This window comes from bacterium (genome assembly GCA_013360195.1).
Taxonomy (GTDB): domain Bacteria; phylum Electryoneota; class RPQS01; order RPQS01; family RPQS01; genus JABWCQ01.
In genome coordinates, this window is sequence record JABWCQ010000008.1 from 112,443 (window position 1) to 128,688 (window position 16,246).

A 16,246-nucleotide genomic window follows, 5' to 3' on the forward strand; every position below is an offset into this window, starting at 1 on the left:
ATGCAGCGAAATCTGTCATGAGTGAAAACAAACTCTCACCCGAAGTCAAACGGCTCGGCTGGGTGTCGTTTTTCACCGATGTGTCGAGCGAGATGCTCTATGCCGTAACGCCGATTTTCCTGAGTACCGTGCTGGGAGCAAGTGCGGGAATCATCGGCGTCATCGAAGGAATTGCCGAGGCGACGGCCAGCGTACTCAAGGGATTGAGCGGCTGGTACTCCGACAAGATTCGCAACCGGAAACGTTTTGTCTTTGCGGGATACGCGCTCTCAGCAATTGCAAAGCCCCTCATCGCCGTTGCCGGTTCATGGGTGTTTGTCCTGTTCGCGCGCTTCCTGGACCGTTTTGGCAAAGGCATTCGCGGCAGCGCACGCGACGCGCTGATTGCGGATGTGACCCCCAAAGAGCTGCGGGGGAGAGCCTTCGGGCTGCATCGCGCGATGGACACGGCCGGTGCGTGGCTGGGTGTGGCGATATCCCTGTGGATTCTGCACACCTACGGCGGCACAGGTAAACTGCAAATCCTCTTGCGCAATCTGTACTGGATAGCGTTTGTCCCGGCGCTCGTAGGAGTGCTGTTCATCTTCTTCATTCGCGAGCCGAAAAGACGGGAAGACGTGGCACCGAAAGAGCCGGCTGCGCCGCGCACGAGTCTGGGAAAACGTTACTGGCTGATTGTCGCGGCCGCGAGCATCGGCTATCTCGGCTTCAGCAGCGACGCCTTCTTGATTCTCAAAGCAAAAGACATCGGTCTGTCTATCACCAATGTCTTGATTGCCTATCTCGCCTACAACGCGTGCTACACGCTGGCGTCGTATCCCATCGGAAAGCTGTCCGATAAGATGAGAATGGAGTATCTACTCTGTGCCGGACTCCTGATCTATGCTTTCGTCTATTGGAGCATGGCGTCCGCGGATTCCCGCGCTGCCGTGTTCATCCTGTTCGTCGTTTACGGTCTGTACGCCGCACTGACGGAAGGCGTCATCCGAGCGCTCATCGCTAATGTCGTCGGCACGGATGTGAAGGCCACGGCGCTGGGAATTTTCAGTATGATTACCGGAGTGCTTGCGCTGATTGCCAGCCTGCTGGCCGGCTGGCTGTGGGACAACGTTTCCTCCGACGCGCCGTTCTATCTGGGCGCCGTTTTCGCATTCTTGTCTGCGGTCTGTTTCCTGATTCTCCCGCTTGAGCGCAGGAATCCCGCGACCGCCTCCTGATTCGTCCATTCACACACTTAAACTTATTCTCATGCAACGCGAACATCACAAATGGTATAGTCCCGCTCTCGGCCGTGAAATGGAGCTTCTCGTCTTCGGCCACTACGGCCGCCCGCTGCTGGTTTTTCCTTCCGCACAAGGGCGCTTCTTCGATTATGAATGCAATCATATGATTGAGACCATCCGGCATCACATCGAGGCCGGCGGTGTCAAAGTCTTTTGCGTTGACGGCATCGACTCCGAGAGCTGGTTCAACAAGGGGCTGCCGCCGCACATGCGCGTCAAGGCGCACGAGTATTATGAGCAATACGTTACTCACGAGGTCTTCCCGTTCATTCACAAACACTGCGGCTCTCAGAGTATCCGCATCGCCGCGACGGGGTCGAGCTTCGGCGCCTACCACACCATGAATTTCGCGCTGAAATACCCGTGGAACTTCAGTCATATTTTGTGCCTGTCTGGAAACTATGACATCCGCGAGCGCCTCGAAGGATACTACGACGAAAGTTTCTACTTCAACAATCCGATGGATTACCTGCCGAATCTCCAAGACCATGAAACTCTGGAGGCGATACGCAGAATCAAAATCGCGCTGGTCGTCGGTCAAGGAGCGTGGGAGGGCAATTGCATCGATCAGACAAAGCGCCTGTCCGATATCATGAATCAAAAGGGAATCGGCCATCATCTCGACTTATGGGGAACCGACACTCCGCATGACTGGCCCTCGTGGAGACGCATGATTTCCGTTTACATTCCACAAATCTCTTAATCACGATGAGCACGAAGCAACACGACGACCTTCCGCACACCTTCCGCCGAATCGGCCTGCTGCTGGGCAACGAATATGCCTGGCCGCTCGCCTACGAAGCGCTGATTGAACGGCTCGGTTCACATCTCAATTATCAGGGCAGACGGTTCGATTTCGAAGTCGAAAGACTGACGATTGAACCGTTCAATTTACGTCAGCCTGTACGGCACCACGTCATCATTGACCGCCTCGGCTATTGGCACATGACCGTGCGTGAATGGCTCAAGAAATCCGCGCTGATGGATGATTCGCACACGGTGAATAATCCGTTCACGTTTCAGTCCATGGAAAAGCATTCGGCGTATTGCGTCATGATTCGGCTCGGCTTCGATATTCCCGAGACGTGGCTCGTGCCGCAAAAAGAGTGGGATCCGAAGGATGAACGAGCCCGCGTCACCGCCGAGAACTATCACAAAATGTTTGACCTCGAAAAGATCGTCGAAGAGGTCGGCGGCTATCCCGTGTTCATGAAGCCTTATGACGGCGGAGGCTGGCGCGGTGTAACACACATCAAGAATCGCGAGGATTTATACAAGGCCTACGATGAGTCCGGTCAGCAGACGATGCACATTCAGAAGGGCATCAAGGATTACGAAATCTTCTGCCGTTGCCTGGGCTGCGGGCCGCAAATTCTGCCGATGCGCTATGACCCCGACCAACCGCTGCACAACCGTTATCGAATCGAGCACGGATTCCTCTCGCCGTTTCAGGGTGACTATGTGGTCAAGTTGACGCGCATCATCAACGCATTCTTCGGCTGGGAATACAATTCGTGCGAGTCGCTGTTGCGCGGCAAAAGCATCTTCCCGATTGATTTCGCGAACGCCGTGCCGGACACGTCGCTCATCTCGCTGCATTACTACTTCCCGTGGGCTATCAAGGCTTTGGTACGCTGGTCGCTCTATTGCGCAGTCACAGAGCGCAAGACGAGAATTGACCTGCAGTCACGCGACTACTTCGCCATCGCCGACCGGGATATTCCGTTTCCCGAGAAACTCAATCTCTATCACGATCTCGCGCAGCGATACTTCGAATCCGAGCGGTTCGAGGTCTTCTGCGCATCACATCTTGCCCACCTCGACGAACTCACGCTCGAATATTTCTCTTCGGCGGCGTGGGACGCCACGCTGGTCGAACGCTGCCGCCGTTCGTTCCCCGCGCACGAGCATGAGCAGTTCATCGCCCACTATCGCGGCCTGATTAACTACTGGGTGAAAACCGAGCAGGATAGACTCGCCAAGCACTGAAACATGCCGGATTCATCTCGCGTTCTGACTTTCCGGCTGCCCGCGGACACTCCGGCGGGCGCCACTATTTTTCTCGCCGCCGACTTCAACGGCTGGAGCCCGTCACATCCGCTCTCGCGCACCATTCCGCAGGCGGACGGAACACACCGGTTTGTGCTTCCGCCGGATATTGACCGAGCCGAATTCAAGGTTACGCGCGGTTCGTGGGACAGTGTCGAATGTACTGCGGACGGCCAGCCGACCGGAAATCGCCAATGGAACTCCGGTTCCCATAACGGCGACTTGCACATTGAAGTGGGCGGTTGGTGTGATTTGCATCCCGGCACTGTGTCGTGGCGTCCTCGACATACGATTACCGGAGATGTGCGCGTCATTCATGATGTTTTCTCTCCGCAGCTCGGGAATATGCGGGACATTCTTGTGCTGCTCCCGCCCGGGTACGACGACAGAACAAGTGAGCGCTACCCTGTCATGTACATGCACGACGGACAAAACCTGTTTGACGATGTGTCCGCCTATGACAAGGAATGGGGAATTGACGAGATCTCACTCGAGCTTGCGGAAAAGGAACATCTGCGCCATATCGTTGTCGGGATTCCCAACATGGGTCTTTCACGGCTGCACGAGTACTCGCCGTGGGAAGACGATTTCCGCCGTTCGCGCGGCCTCGGTGAGCGTTACGTGCGGTTCGTCCTGCAAACGATTAAGCCGCATATCGACGCTCAATTCCGAACGAAACCGGGACGCGAATTCACCGCTGTCGCCGGCTCGTCACTCGGCGGATTGATTTCGCTCTATGCAGGCATGACACGCCCGGACAAATTCTCGTTCGCCGCCTGTCTCAGCCCGAGTCTGAATGTCGCAGGCGGGCGGATCATGAAGATTGCGCAGGCCTTTCACGGTGACACGCGCTTCTGGATTGACTACGGCATGCACGAATTCGGCGGTGAACGCGGACTCTCCGCTCAGATGATTGAAGCCGTGCAGGAGTGCGGACGGCTGCTGAAATCAAATGGTGTGGACGCGCGAATCGTGATTGACCCTGAAGGCGAGCACAATGAGTCTTCATGGCGAAGGCGTTTTCCAGACGTGTTGCGCTGGTGGCACAACTACCTGCCCAAATAACAAAAAAAAGCCCGGCTCGAAAAGCCGGGCTTTCAATTTCAGCCGGTCAATTACTACTCTTTCATTTCCGGCTTGCGCAGACCCTTCAAATGCTTGTCGAAAAATTCGACATGCTTGCGATACTCGGCAATGATGTTGGGCCGCTTGCTGGCGCCATGCCCTTCGTCCGGGAATATCAGCGAATCCACCGGTGTGCCAATCTCCGTTAATTTTGCAATGATCTGGCGCGCTTCACCCACTGGAACACGCGGATCGTTCTCACCGTGCACGACAAGCAACGGAGTCGTGATGAGGTGCGCCTTATTAAGCGGAGAGATTTCTTCGAGGAATTCGGGGTCGGACAAGGGGCCGTATTCCGCTTCACGCAGGGCGCGGCGGTAATCGGCGGTGTTCTCAAGGAAGGTCTTGAAGTTCGTGATGCCGACGATGTTGATGGCAGCGTTATAAAGGTCGGGATACTCTGTAATCATTCCCATCACCACATAGCCGCCGTAACTTCCGCCGCGAATGCCGATCATACCCTGCTTGGTGTAGCCCTGTGCAATCAACCAGTCCGTCGCGGCTTTGTAATCCTTCAACGAGTCCTTGCGCTTCTTGTAATTGTCCATGGCAAGGAAATCTCGGCCATAACCGGATGAACCGCGCGGATTCAAACACAATACCCCGTAGCCGTTTAACAGCATGTATTGAATGTTGCGGATGAACCCCGGTCTAAATTGCGACTCCGGTCCGCCGTGCGCCTCAACGATAAACGGCACCGGATCTCCTTCCTTGAATGACGCGGGCAGATACAAGTAGCCCGAAATTTCCAGCCCGTCAAAGCTCGGGAAACGCACGAGCACCGGGTCACGGAACAGTGAGCGGTCAATTCCCGCGTAAATGGACTGTGTGAGCTGAGTCAGCTTCTCCGTCTGCGGATTCCAGCGAAACACTTCCGGAGCCATCGTCGGGCTTGAGAAGGAAAGAATAATCTCACCGTCTTGTGTGAATCCTGCCACGCCCATCTGTCCGTCGAGTTTCGGCAATTTTACGTCCTTGCCTGTTTCCACTTCACGGACTTTAGCACGTCCCCAACCGTCCTCGTTGGTCGAAGCAGCCATATACTTGTAGTCACGCGAGAAGCCGATACCTTCGCATTCCCATTTTGTATCGAGCCAGCCGTCATTTACATACGTCACTTTCGGCGAACCGAGTTTCATGGTTGCCATGCGCGACATACCTTCGGGATTGTCGTTGCAATCGAGATATATCGTCTGGTTGTCCGGCATCAGCGTCACCGAGCCGTACATCACGTCCCCTTTGTCCTTCGTAATGGTCTTCCACTTGCCGGTGGTCAGGTCAAGATGATGCAGGTCGTTGTTCACATTGGACGTATAGGTGCTGAGGATCATGTGCTTGCCGTCCTTCGACAGATCGGCAATCGCGTTAGACCCTTTGACGCCGTCAAAGATTTTCTTCGACTCTCCGGTCGTGATGTTCATTTCATAGATAAAAAAGTCCGTGCCGTTCTCTTCGTTCGAGGTGTAATAGATTTTTGAATCGTCCGGAGCCCACACGACGCCGCCGTACTGCACGTCCGGCCTGTTTGTCAGTTTCAATATCCGTCCCGTCTTTGTGTCCATCAGATAGAGCTGGGAGTTTTCATCTCCGCCCACCGAGGCCGAGACAATGGCGACGTGACCATGCCTTGCCAGCGTAAACCCGTCAATTCCGTCTTCAAATGTGGTTAACTGATACGGCCAGCCGGTTTCGGTGATGCGATAGACTTGAGCTGCGCCCGAAGCGGAAGATGTCACATAAACGTCTTTGCCGTCCCAGCTGTTTCCGGCCGGGCTCCAATTGCCAATCTGAAGAAACGTGCCGATATCGGGAATGTACTGCCCTTCCGAGAGCAATGTGGCCGGAGGGTTCGCGTTCGCGAGCGCACATCCGAGCAGAAGCGTAGCTGCAAACTGCTTAATCATGTTCTTGGGTCCTTGTTATGTTGTCGCTTTTCTGGGAAACTGTTCCGACTTAAATGCGCTGAACAGGTGCTTGCACTTGTTGCGCTGATATTTTCCGGTGGAGGTGACGGGAAATTCGTGGCCGAACACAACGACCTTCGGGCACTTGGCAGACGAAAGTTCGCGCGCACAAAAGCCTATAATCTCCCGTTCCGAAAGTGCGGCGCCCGGTTTCAGGCAGACATACGCGCCCACTTCTTCGCCGTACCAGTCATTCTCAAACCCGACCGCCATGGCCTTGTCGATACCGGGAATCCTCGCCAGCACTTCATCAATCTCAAATGGCGAGATATTCACGCCTCCGCGAATGATGAGTTCCTTCAGCCTGCCCGTAATGAAGAAAAACTTCCGTCCCCGCCCGTCCGTTTTGTAAAACCCTTCATCCCCGGAGCGAAACCAACCGAACTCAAACGTCTTCTCGTTTATTTCCGGATTGGCGAAGTAGTATTTCATCACGTTGACGCCGCGAATCACGATTTCACCTTTCGTGTCGGGGGGGAGCGATGTGCCGCGTTCATCGTGAATTTCCATCTCGTTTTGCGGTATCGGAACTCCGATAGAGGGGAATCCGTAATCGCGCATCCAACGCTTGTGTTCAGACGCGCTTAACTCGATGGGCAGAAAACACGAGTAGCAGGTGGTTTCCGACAGACCGTAGCCGTGCACGATTCTCAACCCGAACCGGTCCTCGAAGGCGCTCGCCAGCTCAACGGTCAACGGACCCGCCCCGCATATGATGTGACGGAACTTCGGCAGCGAAAGTTGCTTCCCTTCAAGGCTCTTTTCATGGAGGAGGAACTGCAGCAGGGTCGGCACGACGCTGACGATTTGCACCTCCTCACGCTCCAACCGTTCGAAGAAGTGATGCGTCGAAAACTTCTGGTTCAGCACCACCGTCCCGCCGTAGAACATCGGTGTCATCAGAGTAACCACGGTACCGTTCACATGATGCAGCGGCAGGACGCACATCATCCGCTGGCCTGCGGTGAGCGCATGCCACTCAGAAATTCCCTGTGCGTCCGTCAGCAGATTCTGCTGCACCAGCACCACGCCCTTTGGATTACCGGTTGTCCCCGAGGTGTAGACAATCAGAACTTCGTCCTCCAAGCCGACCTCGCGTGTTTCAACCGGTTCGCCGGAGTACTTGGTCAACTCGGCTGCATAATGGGGAAAACCCGCCGCCGCACTGCCACCCGTTTGGACAATGGTCTTGAACAGCGGCAATTTCTCGCGCAGATGAGCAAGTCGCTCAAGATACGGTTCGCGCACGAATGCAAGTTTGGTCTCTGAATTGCTCAGAATATACTCTATCCGGTCGTCCGTCTCCCCGAGATTCACCGGCACGACTACCACCCCCATTGCCCAGGCGGCAAAATACTGCACCACGGTCTCGGCGTGATTATGCGAGACAGTGGCGATGCGGTCTCCGCGCCGGATGCCAAAGCTCTCCAGCAGCCGTACCGACTTCCACACGAGCTTGAAGAACTCGCAGTAACTCCATTCGCTGCGCTCCCCGGACTCAGTGTAGAAAATCAAGAACGGCTGCTCAGGCCGGTCCTGAAGCTGCTTGTTCAGGAGTGAACCGATATTCTGAAACGGAAGAGGGGAGAGAGCTTGCGCTCCCTCCCCCAGACTCCGTGCATGTGCTATCCTTGTGTCAAGCGATGTCAATCGCTTCCTCCAATCCCAGCTAATGCGTGGCTATTTGCCTAATTCGTAGATGAAATCAAACTGAATGTTGGTCTGCTCGGCGTCACCGAAATCCAACTGAAGCTCTGCCTGTCCGTGCCAGTTGCCCGTAATCGGGAATTGGAGTCCGCCCAGTATCATCAGAGTTATCTCCGTGTCGGACTCGTCCGAGTCATAATTGCCCGGCCCTTCCACACTTGCATTGAGGAAGTGCACACCGATGCCTGCGCCGGGATAAACAAACAGATTCTTGTCAACTTCGAACGTGTAATACACGGAATTGCGAATCGCGATATCCGTGTAACTCCAATCATAAGAGCCTTCCTCTTCGCCTGCACTCCACCATGTGAAGGCAAGCTCCCACGGTAAATTCTCGGTCCACGTCCCCATGTCGGCCACTGCTCCAAGCGTTACTGCTCCGTCACCATGATCCGGGTCCACAAAGCCAATGCGAGGCCCGACTCCCTTTAATCCGATATTCGCACCCGCCCATGCCGCTTGGCTGATTCCGACGAACAATACGGTCAGCATCACCAAAAACTTCTTCATCATGTAACTCCCTAAATTAGTTTCTGCCGGACTTGGCCATAGGATAGCCACTTTCCATCATTTATTCAACTCTCTTCATCGTATTGCAGTTGCAAGCACCTCAATTTCCGGTGTTTGCGGAAAAAAATCAATGGGCTGAACACTGTTCACTTGAAATCCCGTTCTGGCAAGAATTTTCATGTCGCGAGCGAGCCGCGCCGGATTGCATGATAAATATACTACCCGTCTGACATGAGATTCTCCGAGCATTGTCAAGACTTTGGGATGACAGCCGTTGCGCGGAGGATCGAGTATCACAACATCATTCGCAGCCATCCTGTTCATCAGGTCCGGCAGCAGTGCCGCAACTTCGCCGTGCACAAATTTGCCTTCGACAGACGGGGATAAAATTCTCAATTGCTCAAATGTACTCTTTGCCAAACCGTTCTGCTCGACAACATGTACCCGGCTTCCGCCGGCTGCCGCGGCAAATCCGAGGGCGCCGTAACCGCCATATAAGTCCCAAATTACTTCCCTTCCAATTTCGCTTGCCTGCGAGTGCAGATCTTCGAGCACATGAGCGAATGCGGATTGATTGGCTTGTGTGAATGCTGCAGGATGGACTTCCAACTTGTGCCCCAGCCAATCGGCCTGCATGGCTCGGCACTCCTCTTCTCTCCAAAACATGCCTCGCTCTCCCACAATCCCCGCTTGATTTGCCGTGGCTGCCCAAATTCCGCCGGGTAGTTCGATTTTTCTCGCAAGTTCTAAGAAATTCTGAACATCCGTCTCCTTCGGCCAACCCTTAAAAATCGCCAGTGCTCCCGTTCCTGCGGCTGTCTCAAAGAAGCTGATCCGGTCCGGCAACAGAACTTTCCCAAGCTCGCGCATGTCCCGCAGGACCCATATTGCATGAGCCACAGCTTGAGTCACCGGCTCTGTTGCAAGCAGGCACTTCCTGATGGGGGTAAATCCTTCCCCGCGTGCTTTGGTGGCATAGCCGAGTTCGGCACCGCCGTGCTCTTCCCGCCGAACCTGCAAGGTTAGACGATTCCGATACCCCCACGGTTGCGGACTGGGCACTATATCCTGGACTCTGGCCTCGTCTGTCACCCCGCGCATGACCCGCCGCACCAACTCTGTTTTTTCCTTTAGTTGCTGCTGATAGGACAGAATTCCCCAGCGTGACCCGGGACATTCTTTCGCATGTCGGCAGGGATGCTCGCAGCGATGCACCGAGAGCTTCAAAACCTTCGGGTTGTCGGCTTCGCATGGCTTTACAGACAGATTGGGGGCAAAGGCCACGCGGTCTCCCGTCACAACCCCATTTGCGAACAGTACCTGTCCACGGCTCTTGATTATACCCCGACCATCGCTGGACATGCAGGCAACGTCCCCGACATGCCGGGAGCCGGACTTAAAGTGATGGTGGAGCGATTCTTGCCCCTGATCTTCATTCATTGGTACTGGAGGCACAAAACCCCGGTTTCGACCAAGCTGGTAAACAGGATGTAAAGCACCCGATAAGTTATGAAAATCTTAGGAATTGTGGTAGCCCGAAGAGGCTCCGAGCGGCTTCCCGGAAAGGTTCTCAGGGAGCTGGCTGGAGAGCCCATGCTTCTGAAACTTCTTGCCCGTGCTTCGAGGGCAACACGACTAAACGACCTGGTGGTTGCCCTGCCGGACAATAAGGCGGATGATTCGATTGAGTCACTCTGCATGTCTGCCGGATACTCTTGCTTTCGAGGCTCTGAATTCGACCTCTTGGACAGGGTCTATCGCACCGCAATTGCCTACTGCGCCGACATCGTTGTTCCGTTGCGGGCAAGCTGCCCGTTGGTTGACGGGGAACTCATCGACGAGGCCGTAGAGAAGCTTCTTGAAAACAACGATGCGGACTGGTGCACCAATAGGCTGCCCAAGCATACATTCCCGCAAGGATTGGAAGTGGACGCGATACGCATTGGTGCGCTCAGGCGAGCTTGGCAGGAAGACACCCATGCAGGGTCGCGGCAGCATCTCGAATCATTTTTGATTCGCAGGTTTGACCTGTTTTCGGCCGTCTCCTTCTCTCACTCGACAGACCTGTCGCATGTTCCATGGCAGGTGCTCACGTTGCCCGACCTTGACCGTGTTCGAGCAATCTTTGAGCGGTTGAAAGACGATGCATCAACCTGGCAGCAAGCCATGGGAATTTGGGAGAAAATCGCATCCGATTATGCCCCGGTCACACCGCCACCCGCGTCCTATTGGCATTCACGAGAGACCACTTAAGGAACCGCAATGATTACGTTCAGGAAAACTGCCGAACCGCAAACTCCCCGGACATCAACCGAAAAACTCAACCGGAAAATCCTTATCACCGGCGGGGACAGTGCTCTCGCCCGCTACCTCGCGCACGGCCTGCTCGACTCCGGTGCTCAAGTCTCCGTCCAGTGTGTCGGCGCGGAGGCCTATCATACTCTGAAAGAGAACTTTCCCTGCGTCCAGCTGAGCCCGTCGGACTTCAGATTCGGGGAAACGCTTTCGATTGTCTCCCCCGATGTCATTCTGCACATTCCGGCAGACGTTCAGCGCGGAACCCATAATGAAAGACCGATGCTGAATTTCAACCGGACGATTGACAAGGTCGTCCAGTTGTGCGAATCCGCATGGAGAAACGCGCCTCACGCACATCTTATGTATATGTCTACGACCGATGTGTACGGAGAGTGTCCGCAGCCGAAGTCCGAATCAAGCGAGCTCACGCCCGTCTCCAAATACGGCAGCTACAGCGTGATGGCCGAACAAATCCTCAATGACTTCGGAACCTACCACGGCTTGCGCACCTCTGTTCTGAGGCTTTCCTCAACCTACGGACCGGGATTGGCACACGGAACTATTGCCGAACTTGTCTATAATCTGCTCGGGCCGCAGGGCACGAACATGCACAATACCTTCGACATGAATTCGACGCTCGATATCATTCATGCGGGTGACGTGCTGCAGGCACTCAAATTGATTCTGAGCAAAGATGCTGAAGGCGTTTTCAACGTCGCATCCGGCCACAGCATGCACATCCGAGAGCTTCATACACATCTCTGCGCAATCCTGGAACTGAATGCTGCCCCCAGGACCGGGAAACCGGATATTGCTGAAGCCGTCCAACAACGATTTGATATCGCTAAACTGATAGCGCTTGGTTTCGAGCCGCAGGTTCCCCTGATTGAAGGGCTTCGCGGATATACCGCTTGGTGGAGCGGAATCAAAGCCGCATAGAGCTTATCTTTGAATCGCGATAAAATAGCCCGCTTACCGCGGGCTATTTCGTTTACCGATACCGCGGGAGACTATTGCGCCTCAAGTTTTGCCTGCCGGGCTATCTCCTCGCGTACTTCCTGCATCAGTGGAGCAATCATCTCCGCGGAGAACTCAAATTTGATTCCCGCAGCCGAATAGAGCTTCGGCAGCGGCCGTGACCCGCCCAGCGACAGACCGTGCTTGTACCCGCGCAGAGCTTCAGCGGGGTCTCTGCGTGAGCGACTCCAAATCTGGAATGCGCCCAGTTGCGCGATTCCATACTCGATGTAATAAAATGGTACTTCGAACAGGTGCAGCTGCGCGTGCCAGCGATAGTCGCGCGCCTGCTCATGACCCGTGTGGTCTGCGCCCGCGCCAAATTTTTCGACTAAACTGCGCCAATACTCCCTCCGCTGCTCGCGCGTGTGTCCCGGATGAGTGTAAATCCAATGTTGAAACGCGTCAATTGTGGCAATCCAGCACAACAGAGCAAGCTTGCCTTCGAGCTCCGTGCGAATCGTCCTTGCCTTGTCCGCTTCGCTGTAGAACTCGTCAAGCATCGGCATGCCCAGAAGCTCCATGCTCATCGAAGCAACTTCTGAAAACTCCATCGGCGCATGACGGTAGGCATACAGCTCTTCATCGCGGACCGCGAACGCATGGAACGCGTGGCCGCCTTCGTGCAGCAATGTGAACACGTCGTCATTTGTGCCGACCGCGTTCATGAAAATAAACGGCAGTCTCACTTCGGCCAGGTCGCTTTGATAGCCGCCCGGAGCTTTGCCTTTTCTGCTTGACAGGTCAAGCAGCCCGAGGTCGTTCATTTTGTCAAATTGCCGGCCGAGCTCTCCGTCCACGCGATGAAATACACGCGAACAGGCGCGAATCAGTTCGTCCGCCGTGCCAAACGGATGCAGCGGCTCACGGCCGAACGGATCGCAATCCAAGTCCCAAGGCCGAAGCACGTCCACTCCAAGCGCTTGCTTGCGCGCACGCGATGCTTCGCGCAAAACCGGCACGACCAGCTCGGCGACCGCCCTATGGTAAGCCTCACAATCGGCCGGAGTATAGTCGAACCGTTCGTACTCCCGGAATTTATAGTCGCGGTAATTCTCAAAACCGGCGTTGAGGGCGACCTGATGACGTTTGGCAAGCATCTCTTCAAATATATCTTCCAATTCGTCCCTGTCCTTCAAGCGCCGTTCCGCGACCAGCTTGTAGGCGGATTCCCGTACACTTCTGTCGGTCTCTTCAAGCATCGCCAGCGCACGAGGAATCGTGATCTCTTTGCCCTGCCATTGCACGGTCATTGCGCCAAAGAGCTTCTGATATTGCTGCGACAGCCGTTCAAGCTCCGTCTCAATCGGAACATTTACTTCACGGAATAAATCCACCGCGTTCAAACTCGAACGCAAGAACACCTCATACTTGGGGCCGAGTGTTGAAGCCCATGAGCTCGCCACGAGTTTGCGATTGAGTTTGTCCTGCGCTTCCTTCATGCGCGGGGCAATCTCTTCAACGAACAGCATGTACTCCTTTTCGGCCTGCTCATCGTCCGTCGCGCACGTCATGGCGATGTATCGGCGTGAAGACTCCTCGGCCAAGAAGGCAGAAAGCTCACTCGAATCGGCTATCCAGTTCTCAAGCTGAGACGTGCTTTCAACTTGACGCTCTTCCAAATCCTGATAATAGGGGAGAACGTCCTCCCACTTTGACAAACACAGTCCGGACGCCAAAAATCGCCGCGGAAATTCAGACGAAGGCCGGGCTAATTCCGCAACGCGGTTCTCAATGGTTAACATTCCGAAAAAATTCTCCTATCGTTCCGATACAACAAAGTAATAGTCAAAGGCATTGCCCGACTCGGGGGCGACAAAGTTGGTCGAAGCTGTCGTGCCGATTTGTGTCGACGTGCCAATCTCAACAGGCCAAACGGCGCTCCGCCAAACTGAATAGGACTCCGCGTTCTCAACAGCCGTCCAGTGCAGATACACGTTGCCGGATTCATAGGAAATCGCCAAGTCGTCCACCGCGTCCGGGATTAAAGTCCCGCCCGCATCAATCGTCACCGGCAGCAGATATATGGGGGTTATCGGGTCGTTCGAGTTGAAAGCAAGATTCGCAGGCGACAGTCCCGTGGGCAGGCAGCAGCTTGATAGCCGCAAAGTCACGTCCTGCTGGCCGCCAATCGCCACATTCCCCGAAGCCGGAAGGGTCTGCACCGCCGAAGCAGGGCAGAAGGATATCGCGAGGTTGTTTGCAATGTAGGCTGCATTGGCAATGACGGTAACTCCTTTGGTGCGATCGCTGCTCTGCATGCCGATCGTGGAGGATGTCAGCCGGTTTGTGCCCATGTTTCCGTACTGATAAGTCACGCTGCCATCCGATTTCAATATCACTTCAAAATTGTACAGGCCATTATTCTGATAGCTCTGCACATTTTGGAACGACACGACAAAGCTATCGGCATTGTTCGTCCATCTGCGGACAGCTGTCCCTGCGCGCTGCGGGCTCAAATCGTCCCACCAGCATGCCAGAATATTCTCCGGTGCAGTGCTCGCCGGCAGAGTTGTATTATTGTACGAAGTCGCTCCGGTTGCGCTCGATGTAAATGAGAGCCAGCCGTTGGCGGAAATCCTTACTTGCGAGTAGCTGTTGCCGTAGAACGGAAAACTGAAACCAATGGCATAAGGTCCGAGATTCTGGTCGTCAGACGTGAAGGACACGGCCGTGCCGATTGTGGAAATGTCCACCCAATTGTACGCTGGACCGCCCGCCGCGCGCGAGTCAATCCAGCGCCAGCCTCCGATGCCTGCTCCATAATTGCCTGCCGCGAAACTTGCTTCAGAGCTGCTCCAAGCCAGCGCGGCATCACCCGTGTTTTGAATGGTGATGTTCATATCGTAGGTATCACAGAGCGGAACAGACTGCGAGACGCTGTCCGGTATCACGGAAATCTCTCCGCGAGGCGCCGGACTCAATTGAATGTCCTGCACCGTCGGTGTGCCGCCGACGACATTGATATTATTCACCGTTTGACTGACATAGCCCGGAGAACTAAAGGTGAGACTGTAGGTGCCCGGAAGCAGAATGCGATAGTACTCGCCGTGCAGGGCGCTGCTGTAGGTCAGATAGGGGATATTCGCAAGCATGACGTTTGCCCGAAGTGGCAAACCCGTCTCCGCGTCCGTCACGATTCCGCGAATGCCCTCGCGGGCTTCAAGCAGATAGTCAATCATCGCCTGCCGGTTCATCTCCCATAGACTGTCCAACGCGCTCTCAGGACCTGACTTAATATCCGATATCTCCAGCGTTATTTCCTTGCAGCCCATCCACACATAATTCCAATCCTGCATTCCACCGGAAACATGGTACCATTCGGCGCCATTGGTTGTGCCATCCGGCGGGAAATCTTCGCTATTGTACATCGCGGGATTCGCTTGCGAATAGGTCAGTGAGATGTGATAGAAGTGCGCGTTCTCAGGAGACGGGGAGAATACGCTGGACCCGTTGTAGTTGCTGTCCCACGGATAATTGGCGACTAATGCGCCGCCGTGAAAATTCGCTGAAATGACAAAATTCCGTGTGGCAGAAAAATTCATCACGTGTGCCGTTTCAATCTCTCGTCCCGCCGTTGTGTTCGTCGAATCCCATGCCCGGTCGGGGAAATCACGATTCAAATCCTGACCGTTGGCATTGAATCTCTGTCCCAGCGTGCCAACGTCGCGGCCATCAGGATTCATCAGCGGCAGAATGTATATTTCGTAGTCGTTGACCATTTCGGTCAACACCGCGTCCGTCCCGTAGCCAGTCAGCAGCGTATCAATGAACTTCAGACAGTTCTCCAGTCCAACCACCTCATCTCCGTGCATCGCCGCGACATACTTTGTTTCGATTTCCGGTTCGTCCACCGTAACGTTGTCGGAGATTTTCCCGACCCAAAGAGGTCTTCCCTGCACGGAGTTGCCGATGCTTTGATATGAGAACAGGGTCGGATACGCGGCTGCCCACGCGATGAATTCGGCTTCGATGTCGGCATTCTCGTGGTATTCGTCCAATCTGCCGGGTTCGATCCGTTCTTCCGGCAGCCACTCGACAGAGAATCCGCGCGCGCGTAATTGGTCGAAATCCTCAGGCAGCAAGTAGACCCGCGCTGTTGTCCCGCGCACATGGTCTATGATTCCACCGGTGTCTTCAATAATCTTCGCATCGAGCGGCGAGGTCAATTCAATTTCAGCAAGCCGTGAATTGAGCATATTCTTCTTCACGGGACGCGCTTCCAGAGTCTGGGCGCATAAAGCAACCAGCAATATGACAACATTAGTAAATACTGTCCAACGCTTCATCATG

12 protein-coding genes are annotated in these 16,246 nt (G+C 54.8%); 6 read left to right on the top strand and 6 right to left on the bottom strand.

Features of this window, described 5'->3' with window-relative positions; translation table 11 throughout:
* The first annotated feature begins 17 nt into the window (after positions 1 to 17).
* The 4 genes from HUU59_07680 to HUU59_07695 are packed head-to-tail and all read left to right on the top strand — an operon-like array spanning position 18 to position 4,397.
* Complete coding sequence (locus HUU59_07680; protein ID NUO19307.1) at positions 18 to 1,217, top strand: MFS transporter; 1,200 nt, start codon at positions 18 to 20, stop codon at positions 1,215 to 1,217.
* Positions 1,218 to 1,248: 31 nt separating this feature from the next.
* On the top strand, positions 1,249 to 1,986 hold the full coding sequence (locus tag HUU59_07685; protein NUO19308.1) for an esterase family protein: 738 nt from the start codon (positions 1,249 to 1,251) through the stop codon (positions 1,984 to 1,986).
* Between the two features lie 5 nt (positions 1,987 to 1,991).
* A complete protein-coding gene (locus tag HUU59_07690; protein ID NUO19309.1) occupies positions 1,992 to 3,272 on the top strand; it encodes a hypothetical protein in 1,281 nt (426 codons plus the stop codon).
* A gap of 3 nt (positions 3,273 to 3,275) precedes the next feature.
* A complete protein-coding gene (locus HUU59_07695) occupies positions 3,276 to 4,397 on the top strand; it encodes an alpha/beta hydrolase (protein ID NUO19310.1) in 1,122 nt (373 codons plus the stop codon).
* A 53-nt stretch (positions 4,398 to 4,450) separates the two neighbouring features.
* On the opposite strand, the gene HUU59_07700 is transcribed toward HUU59_07695, so the two are convergent.
* From HUU59_07700 to HUU59_07715, 4 genes are all read right to left on the bottom strand, one after another.
* A complete protein-coding gene (locus HUU59_07700) occupies positions 4,451 to 6,361 on the bottom strand; it encodes a S9 family peptidase (protein NUO19311.1) in 1,911 nt (636 codons plus the stop codon).
* A gap of 15 nt (positions 6,362 to 6,376) precedes the next feature.
* Positions 6,377 to 8,071: an acyl--CoA ligase gene (locus HUU59_07705; GenBank protein NUO19312.1), complete on the bottom strand. Its 1,695-nt coding sequence runs from the start codon at positions 8,069 to 8,071 to the stop codon at positions 6,377 to 6,379.
* 30 nt (positions 8,072 to 8,101) lie between these two features.
* The gene (locus tag HUU59_07710; GenBank protein ID NUO19313.1) at positions 8,102 to 8,638 is read right to left on the bottom strand and encodes an outer membrane beta-barrel protein; all 537 of its coding nucleotides are present in this window, start codon (positions 8,636 to 8,638) and stop codon (positions 8,102 to 8,104) included.
* A 75-nt stretch (positions 8,639 to 8,713) separates the two neighbouring features.
* Positions 8,714 to 10,078 carry a class I SAM-dependent RNA methyltransferase gene (locus HUU59_07715; protein NUO19314.1) on the bottom strand — a complete coding sequence of 455 codons (1,365 nt, stop codon included), beginning with the start codon at positions 10,076 to 10,078 and terminating at the stop codon, positions 8,714 to 8,716.
* 69 nt (positions 10,079 to 10,147) lie between these two features.
* On the opposite strand from HUU59_07715, the gene HUU59_07720 reads away from it, so the two are divergent.
* Positions 10,148 to 10,891 carry a hypothetical protein gene (locus HUU59_07720; protein ID NUO19315.1) on the top strand — a complete coding sequence of 248 codons (744 nt, stop codon included), beginning with the start codon at positions 10,148 to 10,150 and terminating at the stop codon, positions 10,889 to 10,891.
* A 9-nt stretch (positions 10,892 to 10,900) separates the two neighbouring features.
* Positions 10,901 to 11,875, top strand: a complete 975-nt coding sequence (locus tag HUU59_07725) for an NAD(P)-dependent oxidoreductase (protein NUO19316.1) — start codon at positions 10,901 to 10,903, stop codon at positions 11,873 to 11,875.
* A 71-nt stretch (positions 11,876 to 11,946) separates the two neighbouring features.
* Here HUU59_07725 and HUU59_07730 read toward each other — a convergent pair whose 3' ends face one another.
* Positions 11,947 to 13,698, bottom strand: coding sequence for a M3 family oligoendopeptidase (locus HUU59_07730; GenBank protein NUO19317.1), 1,752 nt, complete (start codon positions 13,696 to 13,698; stop codon positions 11,947 to 11,949).
* A 15-nt stretch (positions 13,699 to 13,713) separates the two neighbouring features.
* Positions 13,714 to 16,242 (bottom strand): carboxypeptidase regulatory-like domain-containing protein, encoded by a 2,529-nt coding sequence (locus HUU59_07735; GenBank protein NUO19318.1) that lies wholly within the window; start codon positions 16,240 to 16,242, stop codon positions 13,714 to 13,716.
* Positions 16,243 to 16,246 lie beyond the last annotated feature (4 nt).

Bases quoted from the DNA above. Each gene is read 5' to 3' on its own strand.
- HUU59_07695 (NUO19310.1), top strand. From the start codon at position 3,276: ATGCCGGATTCATCTCGCGTTCTGACTTTCCGGCTGCCCGCGGACACT.
- HUU59_07720 (NUO19315.1), top strand. From the start codon at position 10,148: ATGAAAATCTTAGGAATTGTGGTAGCCCGAAGAGGCTCCGAGCGGCTT.
- HUU59_07710 (NUO19313.1), bottom strand. From the start codon at position 8,638: ATGAAGAAGTTTTTGGTGATGCTGACCGTATTGTTCGTCGGAATCAGC.
- HUU59_07700 (NUO19311.1), bottom strand. From the start codon at position 6,361: ATGATTAAGCAGTTTGCAGCTACGCTTCTGCTCGGATGTGCGCTCGCG.
- HUU59_07725 (NUO19316.1), top strand. From the start codon at position 10,901: ATGATTACGTTCAGGAAAACTGCCGAACCGCAAACTCCCCGGACATCA.
- HUU59_07680 (NUO19307.1), top strand. From the start codon at position 18: ATGAGTGAAAACAAACTCTCACCCGAAGTCAAACGGCTCGGCTGGGTG.
- HUU59_07715 (NUO19314.1), bottom strand. From the start codon at position 10,078: ATGAATGAAGATCAGGGGCAAGAATCGCTCCACCATCACTTTAAGTCC.
- HUU59_07690 (NUO19309.1), top strand. From the start codon at position 1,992: ATGAGCACGAAGCAACACGACGACCTTCCGCACACCTTCCGCCGAATC.
- HUU59_07730 (NUO19317.1), bottom strand. From the start codon at position 13,698: ATGTTAACCATTGAGAACCGCGTTGCGGAATTAGCCCGGCCTTCGTCT.
- HUU59_07685 (NUO19308.1), top strand. From the start codon at position 1,249: ATGCAACGCGAACATCACAAATGGTATAGTCCCGCTCTCGGCCGTGAA.
- HUU59_07735 (NUO19318.1), bottom strand. From the start codon at position 16,242: ATGAAGCGTTGGACAGTATTTACTAATGTTGTCATATTGCTGGTTGCT.